This window comes from Variovorax sp. GW821-FHT09D05 (assembly GCF_059416325.1).
The window spans coordinates 17,080-37,925 of the sequence record NZ_JBWKOZ010000020.1 but is presented as its reverse complement, the minus strand read 5'-3'; the positions used below and the strand labels follow the sequence as shown (position 1 = coordinate 37,925).

At 67.7% G+C, this 20,846-nt stretch carries 22 protein-coding genes; 20 read left to right on the top strand and 2 right to left on the bottom strand.

Annotated elements, in window-relative coordinates; all coding sequences use genetic code 11:
- Positions 1 to 23: 23 nt before the first annotated feature.
- Positions 24 to 626, bottom strand: coding sequence for a phenylacetic acid degradation protein PaaY (locus AC07O3_RS33965; protein WP_495341468.1), 603 nt, complete (start codon positions 624 to 626; stop codon positions 24 to 26).
- A 151-nt stretch (positions 627 to 777) separates the two neighbouring features.
- On the opposite strand from AC07O3_RS33965, the gene AC07O3_RS33960 reads away from it, so the two are divergent.
- The 15 genes from AC07O3_RS33960 to AC07O3_RS33890 all read left to right on the top strand — a co-directional run bounded on the left by AC07O3_RS33960 (position 778) and on the right by AC07O3_RS33890 (position 15,603).
- Positions 778 to 1,581, top strand: coding sequence for an enoyl-CoA hydratase-related protein (locus tag AC07O3_RS33960; RefSeq protein ID WP_495341467.1), 804 nt, complete (start codon positions 778 to 780; stop codon positions 1,579 to 1,581).
- A gap of 3 nt (positions 1,582 to 1,584) precedes the next feature.
- Complete coding sequence (gene paaI / locus AC07O3_RS33955) at positions 1,585 to 2,040, top strand: hydroxyphenylacetyl-CoA thioesterase PaaI (protein WP_495341466.1); 456 nt, start codon at positions 1,585 to 1,587, stop codon at positions 2,038 to 2,040.
- 13 nt (positions 2,041 to 2,053) lie between these two features.
- On the top strand, positions 2,054 to 3,364 hold the full coding sequence (paaK, locus tag AC07O3_RS33950) for a phenylacetate--CoA ligase PaaK (protein WP_495341465.1): 1,311 nt from the start codon (positions 2,054 to 2,056) through the stop codon (positions 3,362 to 3,364).
- A gap of 34 nt (positions 3,365 to 3,398) precedes the next feature.
- Positions 3,399 to 4,409 (top strand): 1,2-phenylacetyl-CoA epoxidase subunit PaaA, encoded by a 1,011-nt coding sequence (gene paaA / locus AC07O3_RS33945; protein ID WP_495341464.1) that lies wholly within the window; start codon positions 3,399 to 3,401, stop codon positions 4,407 to 4,409.
- A complete protein-coding gene (gene paaB, locus AC07O3_RS33940; protein WP_495341463.1) occupies positions 4,406 to 4,714 on the top strand; it encodes a 1,2-phenylacetyl-CoA epoxidase subunit PaaB in 309 nt (102 codons plus the stop codon). Before paaA ends, paaB begins: the two co-directional genes overlap by 4 nt.
- A 14-nt stretch (positions 4,715 to 4,728) precedes the next feature.
- The gene (gene paaC, locus AC07O3_RS33935) at positions 4,729 to 5,508 is read left to right on the top strand and encodes a 1,2-phenylacetyl-CoA epoxidase subunit PaaC (RefSeq protein WP_440533611.1); all 780 of its coding nucleotides are present in this window, start codon (positions 4,729 to 4,731) and stop codon (positions 5,506 to 5,508) included.
- Between the two features lie 14 nt (positions 5,509 to 5,522).
- Positions 5,523 to 6,041: a 1,2-phenylacetyl-CoA epoxidase subunit PaaD gene (gene paaD / locus AC07O3_RS33930; protein ID WP_354337390.1), complete on the top strand. Its 519-nt coding sequence runs from the start codon at positions 5,523 to 5,525 to the stop codon at positions 6,039 to 6,041.
- Between the two features lie 15 nt (positions 6,042 to 6,056).
- Positions 6,057 to 7,142 carry a 1,2-phenylacetyl-CoA epoxidase subunit PaaE gene (paaE, locus tag AC07O3_RS33925; RefSeq protein ID WP_093048832.1) on the top strand — a complete coding sequence of 362 codons (1,086 nt, stop codon included), beginning with the start codon at positions 6,057 to 6,059 and terminating at the stop codon, positions 7,140 to 7,142.
- A 37-nt stretch (positions 7,143 to 7,179) separates the two neighbouring features.
- Positions 7,180 to 8,328, top strand: a complete 1,149-nt coding sequence (locus AC07O3_RS33920; protein WP_093075793.1) for an ABC transporter substrate-binding protein — start codon at positions 7,180 to 7,182, stop codon at positions 8,326 to 8,328.
- A gap of 142 nt (positions 8,329 to 8,470) precedes the next feature.
- Entirely contained in the window at positions 8,471 to 9,499 is a 1,029-nt protein-coding gene (locus AC07O3_RS33915; RefSeq protein WP_093172393.1) for a branched-chain amino acid ABC transporter permease, read from the top strand.
- Positions 9,496 to 11,412, top strand: coding sequence for a branched-chain amino acid ABC transporter ATP-binding protein/permease (locus tag AC07O3_RS33910; protein WP_093075796.1), 1,917 nt, complete (start codon positions 9,496 to 9,498; stop codon positions 11,410 to 11,412). The genes AC07O3_RS33915 and AC07O3_RS33910 overlap by 4 nt, the downstream gene beginning before the upstream one ends.
- Positions 11,409 to 12,140: an ABC transporter ATP-binding protein gene (locus AC07O3_RS33905; protein ID WP_093048821.1), complete on the top strand. Its 732-nt coding sequence runs from the start codon at positions 11,409 to 11,411 to the stop codon at positions 12,138 to 12,140. The genes AC07O3_RS33910 and AC07O3_RS33905 overlap by 4 nt, the downstream gene beginning before the upstream one ends.
- Positions 12,141 to 12,182: 42 nt before the next feature.
- Positions 12,183 to 14,255: a phenylacetic acid degradation bifunctional protein PaaZ gene (paaZ, locus tag AC07O3_RS33900; protein WP_093048818.1), complete on the top strand. Its 2,073-nt coding sequence runs from the start codon at positions 12,183 to 12,185 to the stop codon at positions 14,253 to 14,255.
- Positions 14,255 to 15,013, top strand: coding sequence for an SDR family NAD(P)-dependent oxidoreductase (locus AC07O3_RS33895; protein WP_093172397.1), 759 nt, complete (start codon positions 14,255 to 14,257; stop codon positions 15,011 to 15,013). The genes paaZ and AC07O3_RS33895 overlap by 1 nt, the downstream gene beginning before the upstream one ends.
- A gap of 29 nt (positions 15,014 to 15,042) precedes the next feature.
- Complete coding sequence (locus tag AC07O3_RS33890; RefSeq protein ID WP_495341462.1) at positions 15,043 to 15,603, top strand: methyltransferase family protein; 561 nt, start codon at positions 15,043 to 15,045, stop codon at positions 15,601 to 15,603.
- Positions 15,604 to 15,638: 35 nt separating this feature from the next.
- Here the strand turns inward: AC07O3_RS33890 and AC07O3_RS33885 are convergent, their stop codons facing one another.
- Complete coding sequence (locus tag AC07O3_RS33885) at positions 15,639 to 16,016, bottom strand: DUF3703 domain-containing protein (protein WP_093048810.1); 378 nt, start codon at positions 16,014 to 16,016, stop codon at positions 15,639 to 15,641.
- A gap of 172 nt (positions 16,017 to 16,188) precedes the next feature.
- On the opposite strand from AC07O3_RS33885, the gene AC07O3_RS33880 reads away from it, so the two are divergent.
- The 5 genes from AC07O3_RS33880 (at position 16,189) to AC07O3_RS33860 (ending at position 20,843) form a co-directional block, all read left to right on the top strand.
- Positions 16,189 to 16,638 carry a hypothetical protein gene (locus tag AC07O3_RS33880; RefSeq protein ID WP_495341461.1) on the top strand — a complete coding sequence of 150 codons (450 nt, stop codon included), beginning with the start codon at positions 16,189 to 16,191 and terminating at the stop codon, positions 16,636 to 16,638.
- 162 nt (positions 16,639 to 16,800) lie between these two features.
- Positions 16,801 to 17,397, top strand: a complete 597-nt coding sequence (locus AC07O3_RS33875; protein ID WP_093172401.1) for a phosphatase PAP2 family protein — start codon at positions 16,801 to 16,803, stop codon at positions 17,395 to 17,397.
- Positions 17,394 to 18,446, top strand: a complete 1,053-nt coding sequence (locus tag AC07O3_RS33870) for a glycosyltransferase family 2 protein (protein ID WP_495341460.1) — start codon at positions 17,394 to 17,396, stop codon at positions 18,444 to 18,446. Before AC07O3_RS33875 ends, AC07O3_RS33870 begins: the two co-directional genes overlap by 4 nt.
- Positions 18,443 to 20,023 carry an ArnT family glycosyltransferase gene (locus AC07O3_RS33865; RefSeq protein WP_495341459.1) on the top strand — a complete coding sequence of 527 codons (1,581 nt, stop codon included), beginning with the start codon at positions 18,443 to 18,445 and terminating at the stop codon, positions 20,021 to 20,023. Before AC07O3_RS33870 ends, AC07O3_RS33865 begins: the two co-directional genes overlap by 4 nt.
- Positions 20,016 to 20,843, top strand: a complete 828-nt coding sequence (locus tag AC07O3_RS33860; RefSeq protein WP_495341458.1) for a ChbG/HpnK family deacetylase — start codon at positions 20,016 to 20,018, stop codon at positions 20,841 to 20,843. Before AC07O3_RS33865 ends, AC07O3_RS33860 begins: the two co-directional genes overlap by 8 nt.
- Positions 20,844 to 20,846: the final 3 nt, after the last annotated feature.

The window sequence follows — 20,846 nt, the reverse complement described above, 5'->3', positions numbered from 1 at the left end:
TCTTGCACGAAGCGCGGATGAGGTCAGCCCCGCTTGGTGGCAATGAGCGAACGCACCTCGGTAGCCGGCAGGCGCGGACGGCCTGCCTCCACCTGCGCGAGCGGCGCCACCTCATGCAGGCTCGCGAGGCTGCGCACTGTGAGGTCCTGGTAGGTCTGCGTGCCTTCGAGCTTCCACGCGATCTCCTCCTCGCTCAACTCGCGCTTCACCTTTGCCGGAATGCCCGCGACCAGCGAACGTGCCGGCACCTTCATGCCGGCCGGCACGAAGGCACAGGCCGCGACGATGGCCTTCTCGCCGATCTCGGCCTCGTCCATCACCACAGCGTTCATGCCCACCAGCGCGTCGCGCCGCACGATGCAGCTGTGCAGGATCGCGCCATGGCCGACGTGGCCGTTGACCTCGATCACCGTGTCGTTGTCGGGAAAGCCGTGCACACAGCAGTGGTCCTGCACGTTCGAGCCCTCCTCCAGCACGATGCGGCCGAAGTCGCCGCGCAGGCTGGCGCAGGGGCCCACATAACAGTTCGGGCCGACGATCACGTCGCCGATCAGCACGGCAGTGGGGTGCACGTACGCGCTCGGGTCGACGACCGGAATTACGCCGTCGATGGAATAGCTGGGCATTCGGTCTCCTTTGTTTTTCGCGGGACTCAGGGTTTGCCCTGAATAGCTCCCGCTTGTGCCGGTAGCAGGCTCGATACTAAAATCAACCGAACGGTCGGTCAATAGTGTTTGCACTCCGATCCGCTCCCACAAAGGATGAAAGAGACACGCGATGACTGAGCCTTTGGTACTCACCGGCAACGCCGGCGCCGTGCGCACGTTGAGCCTCAACCGCCCCGCGGCGCTCAACAGCTTCACGACGCAGCTGCACGCCGAACTCATGGCGGCACTGGAGCTGGCGGCTCAAGACGAGAGCGTGCACTGCGTGGTGCTCACGGGCGCAGGCCGCGCCTTCTGCGCAGGGCAAGACCTGGCCGACCCTTCGGTCGCCCCCGACTCGACACCCGGCGCCGCGCCCAAGGACCTGGGCCACGTCATCTCCACTTACTACGCCCCGCTGGTCGCGCGCCTGCGCTCGATGCCGGTGCCGGTGATCGCAGCCGTCAACGGTGTTGCGGCCGGAGCGGGCGCCAACCTCGCGCTGTGCTGCGACCTCGTGGTGGCGGCCCGTTCGGCAAGCTTCATCCAGGCCTTCACCAAGATCGGCCTCGTGCCCGACACCGGTGGCACCTGGCTGCTGCCGCGCCTCGTGGGTTCGGCTCGCGCACTCGGCATCGCGCTGCTGGGCGACAAGCTGCCGGCGGAAGAAGCCGCTCGCATCGGCCTGATCTGGCAATGCGTGGACGACGCGGCGCTGACTGAAACCACGGCGGCGCTCGCACTGAAGCTGGCCGGCATGCCGACCCGCGCCCTCGTCGCCACGCGCCAGGCCATGGCCGCCGCGCAAGACATGGACCTCGACACGGCACTCGCCGAAGAAGCCCGCCTCCAGCGCGACATGGGCAACGCCAACGACTACCGCGAAGGCGTCGAAGCCTTCCGCGCCAAGCGCGCGCCCGTGTTCAAGGATCGCTGAGCCATGACCGACACCACCCGCACACCCCAGCAGACGGCCGAGTACGTCCGCGACGGCATGTTCGAGAACGACAACGCCAGCAAGGGCCTGGGCATGCGCATCGTCGAGGTCGGCCCCGGCCAGGCCACCATCGAGATGCGCGTGCGCGCCGACATGCTCAACGGCCACGCCATCTGCCACGGCGGCTTCATGGCCACGCTGGCCGACTCGACCTTCGCCGTTGCCTGCAACTCGTACAACGAGCTGACCGTGGCCTCGGGCTTTGCCATCGACTTCATCGCCCCGGCGCGCGAGGGCGACCTGCTCACCGCGCGCTGCCACGAGGTGTCCAAGGCCGGCCGCACCGGCCTGTACGACACCGAAATCATCAACCAGCGCGGCGAGCGCATCGCGATGTTCCGCGGCCGTTCCTACACAGCCAAGGGCCGCCCCGCCGTCCCGAACGCCGCTGCCGCCTGAGGAGACAACAGACATGACCGTGAAGCACCCCGCCCCCGGCGACCTCGACCCCATCGAAACCGCCAGCCGCGACGAGATCGCCGCGCTGCAGCTCACCCGCCTGCGCGCCACGCTGCAGCGCGCCTACGACAACGTGCCGCACTACCGCAAGGCCTTCGATGCCAAGGGCGTGCACCCCGACGACCTGAAGTCGCTCGCCGACCTGTCGAAGTTTCCGTTCACGGTGAAGAGCGACCTGCGCGACAACTACCCCTTCGGCATGTTCGCCGTGCCGCGCGAAAACGTCGCGCGCATCCATGCGTCGTCGGGCACCACCGGCAAGCCGACCGTGGTCGGCTACACGCTGAAGGACATCGACACCTGGGCCAATCTCGTGGCGCGTTCCATCCGCGCTGCGGGCGGGCGGCCCGGCGACATGGTGCACGTGTCGTACGGCTACGGCCTCTTCACCGGCGGCCTCGGCGCGCACTACGGCGCCGAGCGCGCGGGCTGCACCGTCATCCCGATGTCGGGCGGCCAGACCGAGAAGCAGGTGCAGATCATTCAGGACTTCAAGCCGAACATCATCATGGTCACGCCCAGCTACATGCAGGTGATCATCGAGCAGTTCGAGCGCCAGGGCCTCGACGCCAAAGACAGCTCGCTGAAGGTCGGCATCTTCGGCGCCGAGCCGTGGACCGAAGCCATGCGCCGCGACATCGAGGCCAAGGCCGGCATCGACGCCGTCGACATCTACGGCCTGAGCGAAGTGATGGGCCCCGGCGTGGCCAGCGAATGCGTCGAGAGCAAGGACGGCCCCGTCATCTGGGAAGACCACTTCTACCCCGAGATCATCGACCCCGAGACCGGCGAGCTGAAGGCCGACGGCGAAGAAGGCGAACTGGTCTTCACCTCGCTGAGCAAAGAGGCCATGCCCATCGTGCGCTACCGCACGCGCGACCTCACGCGCCTGCTGCCGCCCACTTCGCGTTCGTTCCGCCGCATGGGCAAGATCGTCGGGCGCAGCGACGACATGATGATCATCCGCGGCGTCAACGTCTTCCCCACGCAGGTCGAAGAAATCGTGCTCGCGCACAAGGCGCTGTCGGGCCTCTACCAGGTGCACGTGAGCCGCGCCGACAAGCTCGACCAGGTCGAGGTGCACTGCGAGCTCAACCCCGCCGACGCCGCCTCGGCGGACCGCACCGCCATCGGCGAATGGGTGCAGCACCGCGTGAAGACGCTCATCGGCATTTCCGCGCGCGTGGTGGTTCACGCGCCCAACGAGATGGAACGCACCCAGACCGGCAAGGCACGCCGCGTGATCGACACGCGCCCGCGCTGAGCCGCCCCTCACACCCCACCGAAAGGACACGCACATGTACACCCAGGCAATGGACACCATGGGCAAGGACGTAGGCGACGGCAAGCAGAAGGTCGTGCGCTCCGCCGAGGAAATGCGGCTCGAAGAGCGCTTCGACGCGCACATCGATGCCGGCGACTTCATCGAGGCAAAAGACTGGATGCCCGAGCACTACCGCAAGACGCTGGTGCGCCAGATCAGCCAGCACGCGCACTCCGAAATCGTCGGCATGCTGCCCGAAGGCAACTGGATCAGCCGCGCGCCCACGCTCAAGCGCAAGGCCATCCTGCTGGCCAAGGTGCAGGACGAAGGCGGCCACGGCCTCTACCTGTATGCCGCTGCCGAAACACTGGGCACCTCGCGCGACCAGATGTTCGACGCGCTGCACAGCGGCAAGGCCAAGTACAGCTCGATCTTCAACTACCCCACGCTGACCTGGGCCGACATGGGCACCATCGGCTGGCTGGTCGACGGCGCGGCCATCATGAACCAGGTGCCGATCTGCCGCTGCTCGTACGCGCCGTACGCCCGCGCCATGATCCGCATCTGCCGCGAGGAGAGCTTTCACCAGCGCCAGGGCTACGAAGCCCTGCTCACCATGATGACCCACGGCACCGACGCACAGAAGGCGATGGTGCAGGACGCGGTCGATCGCTGGTGGTGGCCGTCGATCATGATGTTCGGCCCGCCGGACGACCAGTCGCCCAACAGCGCGCAATCGATGCGCTGGGGCATCAAGCGCTTCAGCAACGACGAGCTGCGCCAGAAGTTCATCGACGCCGCCGTCGAGCAGGCGGCCATCCTCGGCGTGACCCTGCCCGACCCCGACCTGAAGTGGAACGAAGAGCGCCAGGCGCACGACTTCGGCGCCATCGACTGGAGCGAGTTCTGGCGCGTGATCGCCGGCGACGGCCCCTGCAACCGCGAGCGGCTGCAGGCGCGCGTCGACGCCTGGGAAGACGGCGCATGGGTGCGCGAAGCCGCGATGGCCCACGCCAACAAGCAACCAATGAAGGAGGCCGCATGAGCGCCCCAAATACCCAAGACAGCAAGCAAGAGTGGCCCCTGTGGGAAGTGTTCGTTCGCAGCAAGGCCGGCCTCGACCACAAGCACTGCGGCAGCCTGCACGCGGCAGATTCGAAGATGGCGATCCAGATGGCGCGCGACGTGTACACGCGCCGCCAGGAAGGCAGCAGCATCTGGGTGGTGCGCTCCGAGCAGATCGTGGCCAGCGACCCGGGCAACAAGGACATGTTCTTCGACCCGGCTGAAGACAAGGTGTACCGCCACCCGACCTTCTACGCGCTGCCCAAGTCGGTCGACCACATGTGAGCAAGGCCAGGACCATGCAAGCATCGATCGAACTGAACCGCACGCCCGCCGTGCAGTACCTGCTGCGCATCGGCGACACCTGCCTGGTGCTCGCGCAGCGCCTGGGCGAATGGTGCGGCCACGCGCCTGTGCTGGAGGAAGACATCGCGATGGCCAACATCGCGCTCGACCTCGTCGGCCAGGCGCGCGCGCTGCTCACGCACGCCGGCAAGCTCGAAGGAGCCGGCCGCGAACACGACGAAGACCAGCTGGCCTACCTGCGCGACGAGCGCGACTACTTCAACCTCACCATCGCCGAACTGCCGCGTGGCGACTTCGCCTTTGCCGTCGTGCGCAACACGATGGTTTCGACGCTGCTCAAGCTGCTGTGGCAGCGCCTCGCCGCGTCGAACGACGCCGAAGTGGCCGCCATCGCCGGCAAGGCCGTGAAGGAAGCGCGCTACCACCAGCAGCACTCGGGCGACTGGGTGGTGCGCCTGGGCGACGGCACCGACGAATCGCGCCAACGCACTGAAAAAGCGCTGAAGCAACTGTGGCTCTACGTGCCGGAGCTCTTCGAGAGCGACGCGGTGGATGCCGAAGCCAGCGCCAGCGGCCTCGGCCCGGCGTGGAGCGAGCTGCGCGACCCTTGGCTCGGCGAGATGCAGCAGGTACTCGACGCGGCCGGCCTCGCCATGCCCAAGGAAGCTGCCTTCCGCAGCAACGGCAAGCGCGGCGTGCACAGCGAGCACATGGGCTACATCCTCGCGGAGATGCAGCACCTGCAGCGCAGCTACCCCGGGGGCGTGTGGTGACCACGGCCGACCTCATGGCAGCCTCGCGCGTCGATGCCGCGTGGGCCGTGCTGCACACCGTGCTCGACCCCGAGGTGCCGGCCGTGTCGGTCTGCGACCTCGGCATCGTGCGCGACGTGATCGAGCACGACGACGGCCTGGAGATCGTGCTCACGCCGACGTACTCCGGCTGCCCCGCGACCGAAGCCATCGAGCACGACGTGCTGGCCGCAATCGAGCAAGCCGGCCTCGGCCGCGCCCGCGCCACCCTGCGCCGCGCCCCCGCCTGGAGCAGCGACTGGATCAGCGACGAAGGCCGCGCCAGGCTCAAGGCCTACGGCATCGCGCCACCGGCCCACCTCACACCCGAAGCCGCGGCCAATACCGCAATGCCGATCAAGCTCTTCGGCCGCATCGCAGGCGAACGCATCGCCTGCCCGCGCTGCGCGAGCGAGCGTACCGAGCGCCTTTCGGCCTTCGGCTCGACCGCCTGCAAGGCGCTCTATCGCTGCATGGCCTGCCGCGAGCCTTTCGAACATTTCAAGCCAATCTAAAAAGCGCCCCAAGCGATGAGCACCCTCTTCCACCCCTTGCGCGTGAAGGCCATCGAGCCCGATACGGCCGAGGCCGTCATCGTCTCGTTCGAAGTGCCGGGCGACCTGCAGCAAGTCTTCGGCTTCACGCAGGGCCAGTACCTCACCCTGCGCCACGACATCGACGGCCAGGACCTGCGCCGTTCCTATTCGATCTGCGCCGGCCTCGACGACGGCGAGCTGCGCGTCGGCGTGCGCAAGGTGCGCGGCGGCGTGTTCTCCAACTGGATCAACGCCAGCCTGCAGCCCGGCGACACCCTGCAGGTGATGGCGCCGCAAGGCCGCTTCTTCGTGCCCATCGAGCCGGCTTCGGCTCGCCACCACGTCGGCATTGCGGGCGGCAGCGGCATCACGCCCATCCTGTCGATCATGAAGACGGTGCTGGCGCGCGAGCCCGCGAGCCGCTTCACGCTGATCTACGGCAACCGCCAGCTCCAGTCCACGATGTTCAAGGAAGAAATCGAGGACCTGAAGAACCGCTACATGACGCGCCTCGTGCTGCAGCATGTGTTCTCCGACGAGCACACCGATTCGCCGCTGGGCTTCGGCGTGATGAACCGCGAGAAGATCGGCGAGTTCCTCAAGAGCGTGGTGCCGGCTGCGCAGATCGACCACGTGTACGTGTGCGGCCCGTTCCAGATGAACGACGAAGCCGAGGCCGCGCTGCTGGCAGCCGGTGTGCCCGAAGACCGCATCCACATCGAACGCTTCGGCGTCGCCCTGCCCTCGGCCACCCAGGTGGGCGCGGTGGTGCACGAGGCGCAGCCCGGAGACGCCAAGCAGGCGCGCATCGTCATCGTGCGCGACGGCCTGCAGCGCGAGATCACCTACACCGAAGGGCAACCCAGCATCCTCGACGCGGCATCGGCTGCGGGCCTTGAAGTGCCCTTCTCGTGCACCTCGGGCGTGTGCGGCACCTGCCGCGCAAAGTGCGTTGACGGGGAAGTCCGCATGGAAAGAAACTTCGCGCTCGACAAGAATGAAGTAGCCGCGGGATTCATCCTGACCTGCCAGGCCCACCCCCTGACCGAACGAGTAACGCTCTCATTCGACGAGCGCTAGCACTTCAACGTTTTTTTCAACCCGGAGACAAGACCAAATGAAATTCTTCTTCAAGCCCCTGCTGATCGCCGCGCTGTGCGCCACCGCCGCCGCATCGTGGGCCGACGTCACTGTCGGCGTGACGGTCTCGGCCACCGGCCCAGCCGCCTCGCTCGGCATCCCCGAGAAGAACACCATCTCGCTGATGCCCAAGACTCTCGGGGGCCAGAAGATCAACTACATCGTGCTCGACGACGCATCGGACACCACCGCAGCCGTGGCCAACACGCGCAAGCTCATCACCGAGAACAAGGTCGACATCGTGCTGGGTTCTTCCACCACGCCCACCTCGCTCGCCATGATCGACGTGGTCAGCGAGGCCAAGGTGCCGATGATCTCGGTGGCCGCCTCGGCCCGCATCGTCGAGCCGGTGGACGCCAAGAAGCGCTGGGTGTTCAAGACGCCGCAGAACGACATCATGATGTCGCTCGCCATTGCCGAACACATGGCCTCCAACGGCGTGAAGACCGTTGCCTTCATCGGCTTTGCCGACGCCTACGGCGAAGGCTGGTCTGAAGAATTCGCCAAGGCCGCGGCGCTGAAGAAGATCACCGTGGTCGCCAACGAACGCTATGCGCGCACCGACACCTCGGTGACGGGCCAGGTCCTGAAGATGATGGCCTCGAAGGCCGACGCCGTGCTGGTCGCGGGTGCGGGCACGCCGGCCGCGCTGCCGCAGAAGGCGCTCAAGGAGCGCGGCTACACCGGCAAGATGTACCAGACGCACGGCGTGGCGAACGCCGACTTCCTGCGCGTCGGCGGCAAGGACGTGGAAGGCACCTTCCTGCCGGCCGGCCCGGTGCTCGTGGCCGACCAGCTGCCCGCCAGCAACCCGGTGAAGAAGTCGGCCATGACCTATGTGACAGCCTACGAAGCCGCCTACGGCAAGGGCACGGTGTCGACCTTCGGCGCGCACGCCTGGGACGCCGGCCTGCTGATGAGCTCGGCCGTGCCGGTCGCGCTGAAGAAGGCACAGCCTGGCACGCCCGAGTTCCGCGCCGCACTGCGCGATGCGCTGGAGCAGACCAAGGAAGTGTCCGGCGCGCATGGCGTTTTCAACATGACCGAGAAGGACCACCTGGGCCTGGACCAACGCGCCCGCGTGATGGTCAAAATCGAAAACGGCGCCTGGAAATACCAGCCCTGATCAACTGGGCTCGCCCCCAGGCTTCGCGCACTTCGTGTCGCTTCTCCTACCCCCTACCGGGGGCAACACCGGAGGCCCGGCAAAGCCGGTTCCTCGGTGTTCCCGATCTGACTAACGGGCGCCGCCCGAAGGCTGTTGTTATATGGATTCGCAGATCGCCCTTTTGCTGGGGCAGGACGGCATCGTCAACGGTGCCGTCTACGGTTTGATGGCGCTCGCGCTGGTGCTGGTGTTTTCAGTCACGCGCGTCATCTTCATTCCCCAGGGCGAGTTCGTCGCCTTCGGGGCGCTCTCCATGGCGATGCTGCAGGCCGGCCGCGTGCCGGCCACGCTGTGGCTTCTGCTGGTGCTGGCTGTCGCGGTGCTGCTGGTGGAGTTCTGGCGCTGGAAGCGCGGCGCGGTGGTCGACTGGGCCTCCGCGATCGCTTGGTGCGTGGTGCTGCCGGCGGCGGCGGCCGCGCTGGTGCTGCTGCTCAAGCCGACCTCGATGACGGGCCAGACGCTCGCCACGCTGCTGCTCATCATGCCGCTCGGCCCGCTGCTCTATCGCCTGGCCTACCGGCCGCTGGCGGATGCCAACGTGCTGATGCTGCTGATCGTCTCGGTCGCGCTGCATGGCGTGCTGGTCGGCCTGGGCCTGCTGTTCTTCGGCGCCGAGGGTTCGCGCACCACGCCGTTCTCCGAGGCGCGCTTCGACATCGGCGGCATTCCGGTCAGCGGGCAATCGCTGGTGGTGGTTGGCGTCACGCTGCTGCTGGTGATTGCCATGTTCCTGTTCTTCGGCCGCTCGATGGTGGGCAAGGCGCTGCGCGCAACCGCCATCAACCGGGTGGGCGCAAGGCTCTCGGGCATTCCGACCGAACTGTCGGGCGACCTGAGCTTTGCGCTCGCGGCGCTCATCGGCGCCATCTCGGGCCTGCTGATCGCGCCGATCACCACGGTGTACTACGACACCGGCTTCCTCATAGGCCTGAAGGGCTTCGTCGCCGCCATCGTCGGCGGGCTCGCAAGCTATCCGCTGGCACTGGCCGGCGCGCTGCTGGTCGGCCAGCTCGAATCGTTCGCCTCTTTCTGGGCCAGCCCGTTCAAGGAAGTGCTGGTCTTCACCCTGATCATTCCCGTGCTGTGGTGGCGTTCGCTCAACAGCCATCATGTGGAGGACGAAGAATGAGCGCGTCTTCTTCGAACAACATTGCCGTGCCCGCACAACCCGAAGGCAAGCCGCTGGTCACGCCGCGCCAGCTCACGCTGGTGTGCGTGGTGCTGCTGGCGCTGGCCTGGGGCTTCCTGCCCGAATTCACCGTCTCGGTGCTCAGCAACATCGGCCTGTATGCGCTGGTCGCTGCCGGGCTGGTCATGCTGACCGGCGTGGGCGGCATGACCTCTTTCGGCCAGGCCGCCTTCGTGGGCATGGGCGCGTATGCCACGGCGTGGATCTGCACGTCGCCCACCGCCGCCGCGTGGCTGGGCGGCGCGGTCAGCCCGGCGCTGCTGCCATGGGCCGGCCTGCTGCTGGGCCTGGTGTTCACCTTCGCACTGGCCTGGGCGCTGGGTTCGGTCACGCTCAAGCTGCAAGGCCACTACCTGCCGCTGTGCACCATCGCCTGGGGCCTGAGCCTGTACTACCTGCTGGGCAACATGGACTTCCTGGGCGGGCAGACCGGCATTACCGGCGTGCCGCCGCTGGTGGTGGCCGGCGTGTCGCTGGCCACGCCGCGCATGCTGGGCGTGGTGATCTGGGCGGCGCTGCTGCTCGCGCTCTGGGCGCTGCACAACCTGCTCGATTCGCGCGAAGGCCGCGCCATCCGCGCGCTCAAGGGCGGGCGGCTCATGGCCGAGTCGATGGGTGTGGACACGGCACGCCACCGCATCAAGCTGTTCGTGCTGGCCGCGCTGCTCGCGGCGGTGTCGGGCTGGCTCTACGCGCACCTGCAGCGCTTCGTGAACCCGACGCCCTTCAACCTGAACATCGGCATCGAGCTGCTGTTCATGGCGGTGGTCGGTGGCGCGGGCCATCTGTGGGGCGCTGTGCTGGGCGCAACGCTGATCACGCTGCTGAAGGAAAAGCTGCAGGACATCCTGCCCGCGCTGCTCGGCAGCAGCGGCAATTTCGAAGTGATCGTGTTCGGTCTGCTGATGCTCTTCGTGCTGCAGCGCTTCTCCGATGGCCTGTGGCCCACGCTGGCGCGCATCGTGCGCCGCTGGGTGCGCGATGACTCGGCGGGCAAGGCCGCCGCCGCAGCAGCGCTCGCCAAGACTCCCTCTACCGTGCAGCTCGCACAACGCGCCCTGCCACCCAGTGGCGAACTGCTGCTGCAAGCCAGCGACGTGAGCAAGCGTTTCGGCGGCCTCGTCGCCAACAACTCGATCTCGATGACGCTGAAGGCCGGCGAGATCCACGCGCTGATCGGCCCGAACGGCGCTGGCAAGAGCACCTTCTTCAACATGATCTCGGGCGTGGACGATCCCACCTCGGGCGAGGTGAAGCTCGCGGGCCAGTCGATGGCAACGAAGCCGTCGCGCGCCTTTGCCGCACTGGGCCTGGGCCGCACCTTCCAGCACGTGCGCCTGCTCGGCCAGCGCAGCGTGGTCGAGAACGTCGCGCTCGGCGCCCACCTGCGCGCAAAGCGCGGCTGGCTCGCGGCAATGCTGCGGCTGGACCGCGCCGAAGAAGCCGCGCTGATGGCCGAAGCCCGCAAGCAGATCGAACGCTGCGGCCTCGGCCCACATGCCGACACGCCCGCCGCATCGCTTTCCTTGGGACAGCAGCGCGTGGTGGAAATCGCCCGCGCACTCGCTGGCCAGCCTTCGGTGCTGCTGCTCGACGAACCCGCCGCCGGCCTGCGCCATCTTGAAAAGCGAGCCCTCTCTGTGCTGCTGAGCCAGCTGCGCGCCGAGGGCCTCGGCATCCTCGTGGTGGAGCACGACATGGAGTTCGTGATGAACCTCGCCGACCGCATCACGGTGCTCGAATTCGGCACCGTCATCGCCACCGGCACGCCCGCCGAAGTGCAGGCCAACCCGCGCGTGCTCGAGGCTTACCTCGGCGGCGCCGACGACGAACTGCTGGAAGACGCACGATGAGCCACCCTCTGCTTCAACTCGAGGACTTCTGCGTTGCCTACCGCACCGTGGAGGCGGTGCACAGCGTGCGCCTGCAGGTGAACGAAGGCGAGATCGTCACCGTGATCGGCCCCAACGGCGCCGGCAAGACCACGCTGCTGTGCGCTGCCATGGGCCTGCTGCAGTCCACCGGCCGGCTCTCGCTGGGCGGCGAGCGCATCGCCCGCCCCGGCGTCGAAACGATGGTGGCGCGCGGCGTGGCGCTGGTGCCCGAGCGGCGCGAGCTGTTCGGCGAGATGTCGGTCGAAGACAACCTGCTGCTCGGCGGCTTCTACCAGTGGCGCAAGGGCAAGCGCGACCAGCGTGCGCGCATGGACGAGATCTTCGAGATCTTCCCGCGCCTGCGCGAACGCCGTCCGCAGATGGCATCGACGCTCTCGGGCGGCGAACGCCAGATGCTGGCCATCGGCCGCGCGCTGATGGCGCGGCCCCGCCTGCTGATGCTCGACGAACCTTCGCTCGGCCTTGCACCGCTGGTGGTGCGCGAGGTGCTGCGCGTGGTGTCGCAGCTGCGCAGCCACGGCGTGTCGGTGCTGCTGGTGGAGCAGAACGCGCGCGCCGCGCTGCAGGTGGCCGACCGCGCCTATGTGCTCGAAATGGGCGCCGTGGCGCTCGAAGGCAAGGCGCGCGACCTGCTGCACGACCAACGAATCATCGACACCTACCTGGGCATCGGCAAGAAGGACTGACCCAGTCTTCGACCCGGCGCCATTGACCAAAGGACACGCACCATGACCACCACCCTCCAAAGCTACATCGCCGGCCGCTGGATCGGCCAGCAGGCCGCGCAGCAACTGCGCAGTGCCGTCAACGGCCAGCCCGTGGCGAGCACGCACGCCGAGGCCATCGACTTCGCCGAGGCGCTGCAGTACGCGCGCCGCACCGGCATTCCCGCGCTGATGGCGCTCGACTTCCAGCAGCGCGCCGAACGCCTGAAGGCGCTGGCCAAGTACCTGGCCGCGAACAAGGAAGCGCTCTACGCCGTCTCGGCCCACACGGGTGCGACGCGCGCCGACAGCTGGATCGACATCGAGGGCGGTGCGGGCACGCTGAGCGCTTACGCCAGCATCGGCACCAACGAGCTGCCCTCGGGCAACCTCGTGCACGAAGGCCCGGCCTTCCCGCTCGGCAAGAAGGGCGGCTTCGCGGGTACGCACATCCTGGTGCCGCGCGGCGGCGTGGCGGTGCACATCGACGCGTTCAACTTTCCCATCTGGGGCCTGCTCGAGAAGTTCGCGCCCAGCTTCCTCGCGGGCATGCCCTGCATCGGCAAGCCGGCCACGGCCACCAGCTACCTCACCGAAGCGCTGATGCGCCTCATCGTGCAGTCGGGCATCCTGCCTGCGGGCAGCCTGCAACTCGTGATCGGCAGCACGGGCGACCTGCTCGACCGGCTCGAAGGCCCCGACGTGGTGACCTTCACCGGCTCGGCCGATACCGCTGCCAAGCTGCGCGTGCACCCGAACATCGTGCGCCAGTCGATCCCGTTCAACGCCGAGGCCGACTCGCTGAACTGCGCGATCCTCGCGCCCGACGTGACGCCCGACGACGAGGAGTTCGATCTCTTCGTGAAGGAAGTGGCGCGCGAGATGACCACCAAGGCCGGCCAGAAGTGCACGGCCATCCGCCGCGCGATCGTGCCGCGCCAGCATCTCGATGCGGTGGCCGAGCGGCTGCGCGCGCGGCTCGCGAAAACTGTCGTCGGCGATCCGTCGCGCGAAGAAGTGCGCATGGGCGCCCTCGCCTCGCGCGACCAACAAGCCGACGTGGCCGAACGCGTGGCCACGCTGCTGAAGGGCGCGGAGCTGGTGTACGGCGAGCGCGACGGCTTCTCGCCGGTGGGCGACGGCGTGAGCGAAGGCGCGTTCTTCGCGCCCACGCTGCTGCTGAGCCGCAAGCCGCTCGAACACGACGCCGCGCACGACGTCGAGGCCTTCGGCCCCGTCAGCACGCTGATGCCCTACGACGGCATCGACGAAGCGCTGGCACTGGCCGCGCGCGGCCGCGGCAGCCTGGTGGGCACGCTGGTCACGCGCGACCCGGCCATCGCGGCCAAGGCGATCCCGGTTGCTGCCGCATGGCACGGCCGCCTGCTGGTGCTCGACCGCGAGGCCGCGGCCGAGTCGACCGGCCACGGCTCGCCGCTGCCGCAGCTCAAGCACGGCGGCCCCGGCCGCGCGGGCGGCGGCGAAGAACTCGGAGGCCTGCGCGCCGTGAAGCACTACCTGCAGCGCGCCGCGGTGCAGGGCTCGCCCACCATGCTGGCCGCCATCACCGGCGAACACGTGCGCGGCGCGGCCGTGCGCGAGAGCGATGTGCACCCCTTCCGCCGCTACTTCGAAGACCTGCGCATCGGCGACTCGCTGCTCACGCACCGCCGCACCGTCGGCGAGGCCGACATCGTGGCCTTCGGCGGCATCTCGGGCGACTACTTCTACATGCACTTCGACGAGGTGGCCGCGAAGCAGTCGCCCTTCGGCAAGCGCATTGCGCACGGGTACTTCGTGCTGTCGGCTGCAGCCGGGCTGTTCGTGTCGCCATCGCCGGGACCGGTGCTGGCCAACTACGGCCTCGACACGCTGCGCTTCACCAAGCCCGTGGGCATTGGCGACACCATCCAGGCGCGCCTGACCTGCAAGCGCAAGATCGATCGCAACAAGAAAGACGCGAGCGGCCAGGGCCAGGGCGTGGTGGCATGGGACGTGGAAGTGACGAACCAGGACGGCGAGCTGGTCGCCAGCTACGATATCCTGACGCTCGTTTCCAAGAAACCCGAAACCACCTCCACTCCCGCTTCAACCTGATGTTCGATCTCACTGGCAAAGTCGCGCTCGTCACGGGCGGCAACGGAGGCATCGGCCTCGGCATGGCTCAGGGCCTTGCCAAGGCCGGTGCGCGCGTCATCGTCGCCGCGCGCAATGCGCAGAAGTCGGCCGCTGCCGTCGAAGCGCTGAAGGCGCTGGGCAGCGACAGCTTCGCGCTCGAAGCCGACGTGAGCGACGAAGCCTCGGTGCAGAAGCTGTTCGACGATGCCGCCGCGCGCTGCGGCCGGCTCGACATCCTCGTCAACAACGCCGGCACCAACATACGCAAGCCGGTCGACCAGCTCTCGCTGGACGAGTGGCACCAGGTGATGAACACCAACCTCACCAGCGCCTTCCTGTGCAGCCGCGCCGCGCACCCGCACCTGAAGGCCGCGGGCGGCGGCAAGATCATCAACATCGGCTCGATGATGTCGATCTTCGGTGCGGCCTACGCACCAGCCTATGCCGCGAGCAAGGCCGGCATCGTGCAACTCACCAAGTCGACGGCGCTCTCGTGGGCGGCCGACAACATCCAGGTCAACGCGATCCTGCCGGGCTGGTTCGAGACCGAACTGACCGATGGCGCGCGCAGCCAGGTTCCGGGCCTGTACGAGCGGGTGAAGGCCCGCGCCGCCGCCGGCCGCTGGGGCCAGCCGGCCGACATTGCCGGCACCGCCGTGTTCCTCGCGAGCCCCGCGTCGGACTACGTGACGGGCACGGCCATTCCCGTCGACGGCGGGTTTTCCATTTCGGGCTGATGCCCGCGGGCCGTGTAAATTCGCCCGCCATGCTCTTCTGGATTCAGCTCTTCCTTTTCGTCGCCGGCACGGCCGCTTTGCTGTACGTGTCGCGCGGCCCGCTGAGCCAGCCCGGCTCGCACGGCTTCTACCGCTTCTTCGCATGGGAATGCATGCTGGTGCTGATCGTCGTGAACCTGCCCATGTGGCACGACGATCCGTTCTCGCCCAAGCAGATCGTCTCGTCGCTCTTCTTCGTGCTGTCGATCTGGCTGCCGATCCACGCGGTGCGGCTGCTCAAGGCGCAGGGCAAGCCGACCGAGGCGCGCAGCGACGACCCCACGTTGTACGGTTTCGAGAAAACCTCAGCCATCGTCAGCACCGGCGCCTTCCGCTATATCCGCCACCCGATGTACACGGCGCTGATGCTGCTGGCGTGGGGTGCCTTCCTCAAGCAGTTCACATGGCTCACGCTGGCGCTGGTTGTTGCGGCCACGGTGCTGCTGTTTCTGACGGCGCTGCGCGACGAGCAGGAGTGCATCGCGCACTTCGGCGATGACTACCGTGCTTACATGCGGGGCACGCGGCGGTTTATTCCGTTTTTGCTTTAGCGGGCGGCCGGAGCTCGTCTCCGCGTGAGCGCCGTTCAGCAACGGCGTGGTGATGCCGAAGGATCGATCCGCTCGAGAGAGTGAGGGTCGAGTTCGCCAGGCCAGTCAGCAGGCGATAGCGCACTCACGCGGCCACTGCCGGGGTTGAAGGCGGGCAGGCGGCCAAGCATGTGACCCAATGGAACCAAGGCCAAGCGCAACAGTTGTGCGCCCGTTTCCTTCAGGTCGTTGTGCCGCACCGCGACACCGAGCATCGCCATATGGACGCGCAGATGCAGAAGGAAGCGCGACTGCCCGATGACGTGTGCAAGTTCGAGCGCACGCCACCCTTGTGCGGTGTCGCCGTTTGCCAGTGCGGCGCGCGCGAATGACATTTCACGGTCAAAAGCCTGATGCTGAAGAGCTGGATTCATGCAGGCGATTGAAAGCCCCAAAGCCACTCCAGGGTCAAGAAGCAGCCTTGCGGCACGAGGGGTCGATGAAGCAGCCCACGAAGGCCTTTTCACACGCACGTCATCCTCAACCTTGCGGGATGCTGACCCGCCCGATCAGGTTCTGTTCACACGAGCCTCCTAGCATTCGTGCATGCTGCTCGCACGCATCCGTCGTTTTGCTGAGGCGCACTACAAGGCGTGGTGCGTTGCCGGCATCCTGCTGATCTTTCTGCAGCCCTTCATCGCGGTGCATTTCCGCTGCGACGGGCTGGAAGACGAGCCGATGCTGCGCTTGCGCAACCTCAGCGAAACCACTCAATTCGAAGCCGACGACCGTGCGGATCATCCGTCCGACCGTGAGACCACCGTATTCACCCAGGCGCCGGCGAGCATCGACCACCCCGATGCCTTCAAGCTCGGGCTGAACACGCTGATGGCGATGGTGCTGGCACTGCTGCCGCTGGCCGTGGCTGTCGCACGGCTGGTGATGCCCATCGTGCGCGAAGCGCCCGAACACGTGCCGCCGCACGGCGGTGCCCCGCCTCTCTCGCAGCCCTGGCGGCTTCTGCCGCCCACTGCTGCACCACCTTCCGGGATCTGAGACACGACGCCTCGCGCGTCTGGTGGTCCGCTGCTTCGCGCTGCGGGCTCCTGCGTCCCTCTCGAAAGGTTTGACCATGTCCGGATTTTTCTGGTGCGCGCGCCGCACCGGGTGCTGTCGCACGCCCATTGTTTTCTCCAGCTTGCCGAAGAAGGTGGCGCCATGAATGCGCTGAACCTCACACTCTTTCAATGGCTCACGGCCGGCAGCCAGCCGACGCCGTGGGTGCTGTCGGTTGCATCGGCCTTCGCGCTCTGGGGCAGTTGGCTGTGCGCGGGCGTGCTCGTTGTGGCGCTGTGGCGGCATCGCGCCGACCGGGCCTACCTTTGCATCGTGGCGGCGCTCGCGGGCTTCGCATCGATGGCCTCGCACGCGATTGCGCTGTCGCTCAACGCTCCGCGGCCTTTCATGCTGGGGCTGGCGCCTTCGTACATCGAGCATGCGGGTCGCGGCTCGCTGCCCAGCACGCACGCAACGGTGATGTTCATGGTGGCGCTGGCCTTCCTGCTGCGCCCCAGCCTGCGCAGGCTGAGCGTGCCGCTGCTGCTGCTGGCCGCCATCACCGGATGGGCGCGCGTCTACGTGGGCGTTCATTTCCCGCTCGACATCGCAGCCGGCCTGCTGCTCGCGGTCGCGATCGCAGGGCTGCTCGCCGCCGCGCAATGGATCGCGCACCGGTTCATTTCTTTTCCGGCGTCGCACGCTGGCCGCGCGCGCGACGACAAGACAGCGGCCGCTTCTTTCTGGAGGCATCCATGATCTCCCCGACCAACGCCAGCAGGCATTCGCGCGCACCGGCCAGGCTGCCGCAGGCCGAGGTTCCCGCGCCACGCGCAGCCACGCCTTTCACTCCGCCGACCGGAGCGCGCAGCATTTCCTGTGTGATCCCCTGCTTCAACGAAGCGGCCAACCTGCGGCACCTGCTGCCATTGCTCGAAGACATCCTCTGGGCCACGCACATGCGCTGGGAGATCATCGTGGTGGACGACGGCAGCACCGACGACACCGCCGCGGTGGCCGAGGCGTGGTGCGAGCTCTCGGGCTTTCGCTGCATCTCTCTGTCGCGCAACTTCGGCAAGGAGGCCGCACTCACTGCAGGCCTTGCCGCTGCCACGGGCGATGCGGTGGTGCTGCTCGACGGCGACCTGCAGCATTCGCCGCAACTCATCCACACGATGGTCGCACAGTGGGTGGCCGGCGCAGAGGTGGTGTATGCGGTGCGCGAAGAGCGCAGCGACGAGAGCCGCTTCAAGCAGATCGGCAGCCGGCTCTTCTACAGCCTCGTCAATTCGTCGGACCGCTTCGCCGTGCCCAAGGATGCGGGCGACTTCCGCCTGATGGACCGCAAGGTGGTCGATGCGCTCATGAGCCTTCCGGAGCGCAGCCGCTTCATGAAGGGGCTGTACGCCTGGGTGGGCTTTCGCGCAGTGGCGCTGCCTTACACGCCCGCACCGCGCGCGGAAGGCCGCAGCACCTTCAACGCACGCCGGCTGGTGCGCCTGGCCATCGACGGGCTCACTGCCTTCACCACCTGGCCGCTGCGCATGGTCAGCGTGGTGGGCCTGCTGCTGGCGTTGCCGGCCTTCGGCTATGGCGCCTTCGTGGCAATCGACCACCTGTTGTTCGGCAATGCCGTCTCGGGCTGGACCACCATCGTCGTGAGCCTGATGTTCTTCATCGGCATCCAGATGATCTCTACCGGCATCGTGGGCGAATACATCGCGCGCATCTACGAGGAGGTCAAGGGCCGCCCGCTGTATGTGGTGCGCGAAGAGCGCGGCACGGGAATCGAGACCGGCAAGCCATGAAGCAACTCGCCTCTGCATGGCGGACCGTGCCCCGGCCGCTGTGGCTCATTGCCGCGCTCTTCGCGTGGCTGCTGGCCACCGCCTGGCTCCGTCCGCTGATGGCGCCTGACGAGGGCCGCTACGGCGGCGTCGCGCTCGCGATGCTGCACTCCGGCGACTGGCTGGTGCCTCGGCTCGACGGCCTGCCCTTCTTCCACAAGCCGCCGCTGTTCTACTGGATCGGCGCCGCCGCGATGGCGGTGACGGGGCCGGTGGAATGGGCCGCACGGCTGCCGTCCGTCCTTGGCGGTGGCGCTGCTGCGGCTTCGCTGTTCTTCTTCCTGCGCCGGTGGGCGACAGTGCCGCAGGCGCTGCTGTCGACGGTGGTGCTGGTGACCACGCCCTTCTTCTTCCTGGGCGCGCAGTTCGCGAACCTCGACATGCTGGTGGCCGGCTGCATCTCTGCCACGGTGCTTCTGGCGGCCGGTGCCGCAATGGCGAAGGAGCGCGAGGAGCCGTGGCGAGCGCTGCTCGCGGGCGCCTACCTGTTCGCCGCGGCCGGCTTGCTGGCCAAGGGGCTGATAGGCCTCGTGCTGCCCGCGATGGTGATCGCGATCTGGTGCGCAGCAACGCGCAGGCTCGCAACACTGCGGCTCGCGCTGTGGCTGCCCGGTTGGGCAATCGTGCTGGCGGTGGCCGGCCCATGGTTCATCGCGATGCAGATGAAGTACCCGGAGTTCTTCGACTACTTCGTCATCACGCAGCACTTCCGGCGCTTTGCTTCATCGGGCTTCAACAACGAGCATGGCTTCTGGTTCTACCTGCCGGTGCTCGCAGGCTTCACGCTGCCATGGTTCGCGTGGGTGTTCGTGCCCAGGGGCAAGGACGGCACCGCGCGCCCCCGGCTCGGCGATGTCGACTGGTTGATGTGGATCTGGCTCGCAGTCATCGTGGTGTTCTTCTCGCTGCCGCGCTCCAAGCTCGTCGGCTACGTGCTGCCCGCCCTGCCGCCGCTGGCGTACCTGATCGCGCAGCGCGTGCTCGCCGGCCGCGTGCTGGAGACGCTGCTACCCAAGGTGCGCGTAATGGCGCTGGGGGCCGCCGCCGTGTGCATCGCCTGCGTGGTTGCCATTTCGATCCTTTCATCGCCGCCGGGCACACGGCTGCGGCTGCCGGCCGGGCAGGCAGTGGCGCCCGGCGACCAGGTGCTGATGCTCGACAGCTACTACTACGACATTCCCTTCTACTGGAACCTGCGCGGGCCGGTATTGGTGTCGGACGACTGGAAGGCGGCAGCGCTGGACACCCGCGACAACTGGCGCAAGGAGATCTCCGACGCCGGCCGCTTCGAGCCGGAGCGCGCGGCCCGCACGCTGATCGACCGCACGCAACTCGCGGCCACGCTGTGTCTGCCGCGCACCACATGGCTCGTCGCTTCGAACACGGCGCAGCTCACGCACCCTTGGCTCTTCCGCGCGCAACTGGTGGCGGTGAACGACGGCGTCGCCGCATGGCGTTTCGCAGGCAGCGCCACGAGCGACCCGCATTGCCTGGAAGCCACGCCCGCCCCGATCTCCGGAACGAACGGCGATGAGTGAGGCCCTGCGCTACCTCTGCATCTGCGCGGATGACTTCGGCATGAGCGCGGGCATCAACTCCGCCGTGTTCCACCTGGCCGAGCAGGGAAAGATCTCCGCGACCAGCTGCATGGTGCGACGCGATGCCTGGCTGACCGGAACGCGGATGCTCCGGCGCATCGATCCGGCGCGCTTCGATGCCGGCCTGCATCTGGACCTCACGCGGCCCGCGCGCGCCGGCGGTACTGAGCCCGGGCTCTTGGGGCTCCTCGCGCGGACGTACACGCGCACGGTGTTCGCACCGGGGCTGCAGGCCGACATCCGCGACCAGCTGACGCGCTTCGAGGACGCCATGGGCCGTGCGCCCGCCTTCGTCGACGGGCACCGGCACGTGCACCAGTTCCCGGTCGTGCGCGATCTGCTGGTGGAGGAAATCGCGCGGCGCTATGCCGCGTCGCCGCCCTGGATCCGCAGCACGGCGCCGGGCTTGCGCCAGGGCCCCGAGCGGCTGAAGGCCCGAGTCATCCACGCACTGGGTGGCCCGCAGTTGGCCGCACTGGCCGCGCGGCGCGGCATTCCCGTGAGCACCCACCTGCTGGGCGTCTACGATTTTTCGGGCGACATGCAGCAACACGAGCAGCGCCTGTCCGAATGGATCTCGGCATGCAATACCGGCGACGTGCTCATGTGCCACCCCTCCGCCGGGATCGAGCCGGGCGACCCGCACGGCGCTGCCCGGTTGCGCGAGTACGCATTGCTGCGCGAACTGGTGCTGGCAGCGCAGGACGGCAGCAGCGGGATAGCGCTCGCGCCGCTCTCGCAACACCTGCGGCGAGGCTGACAA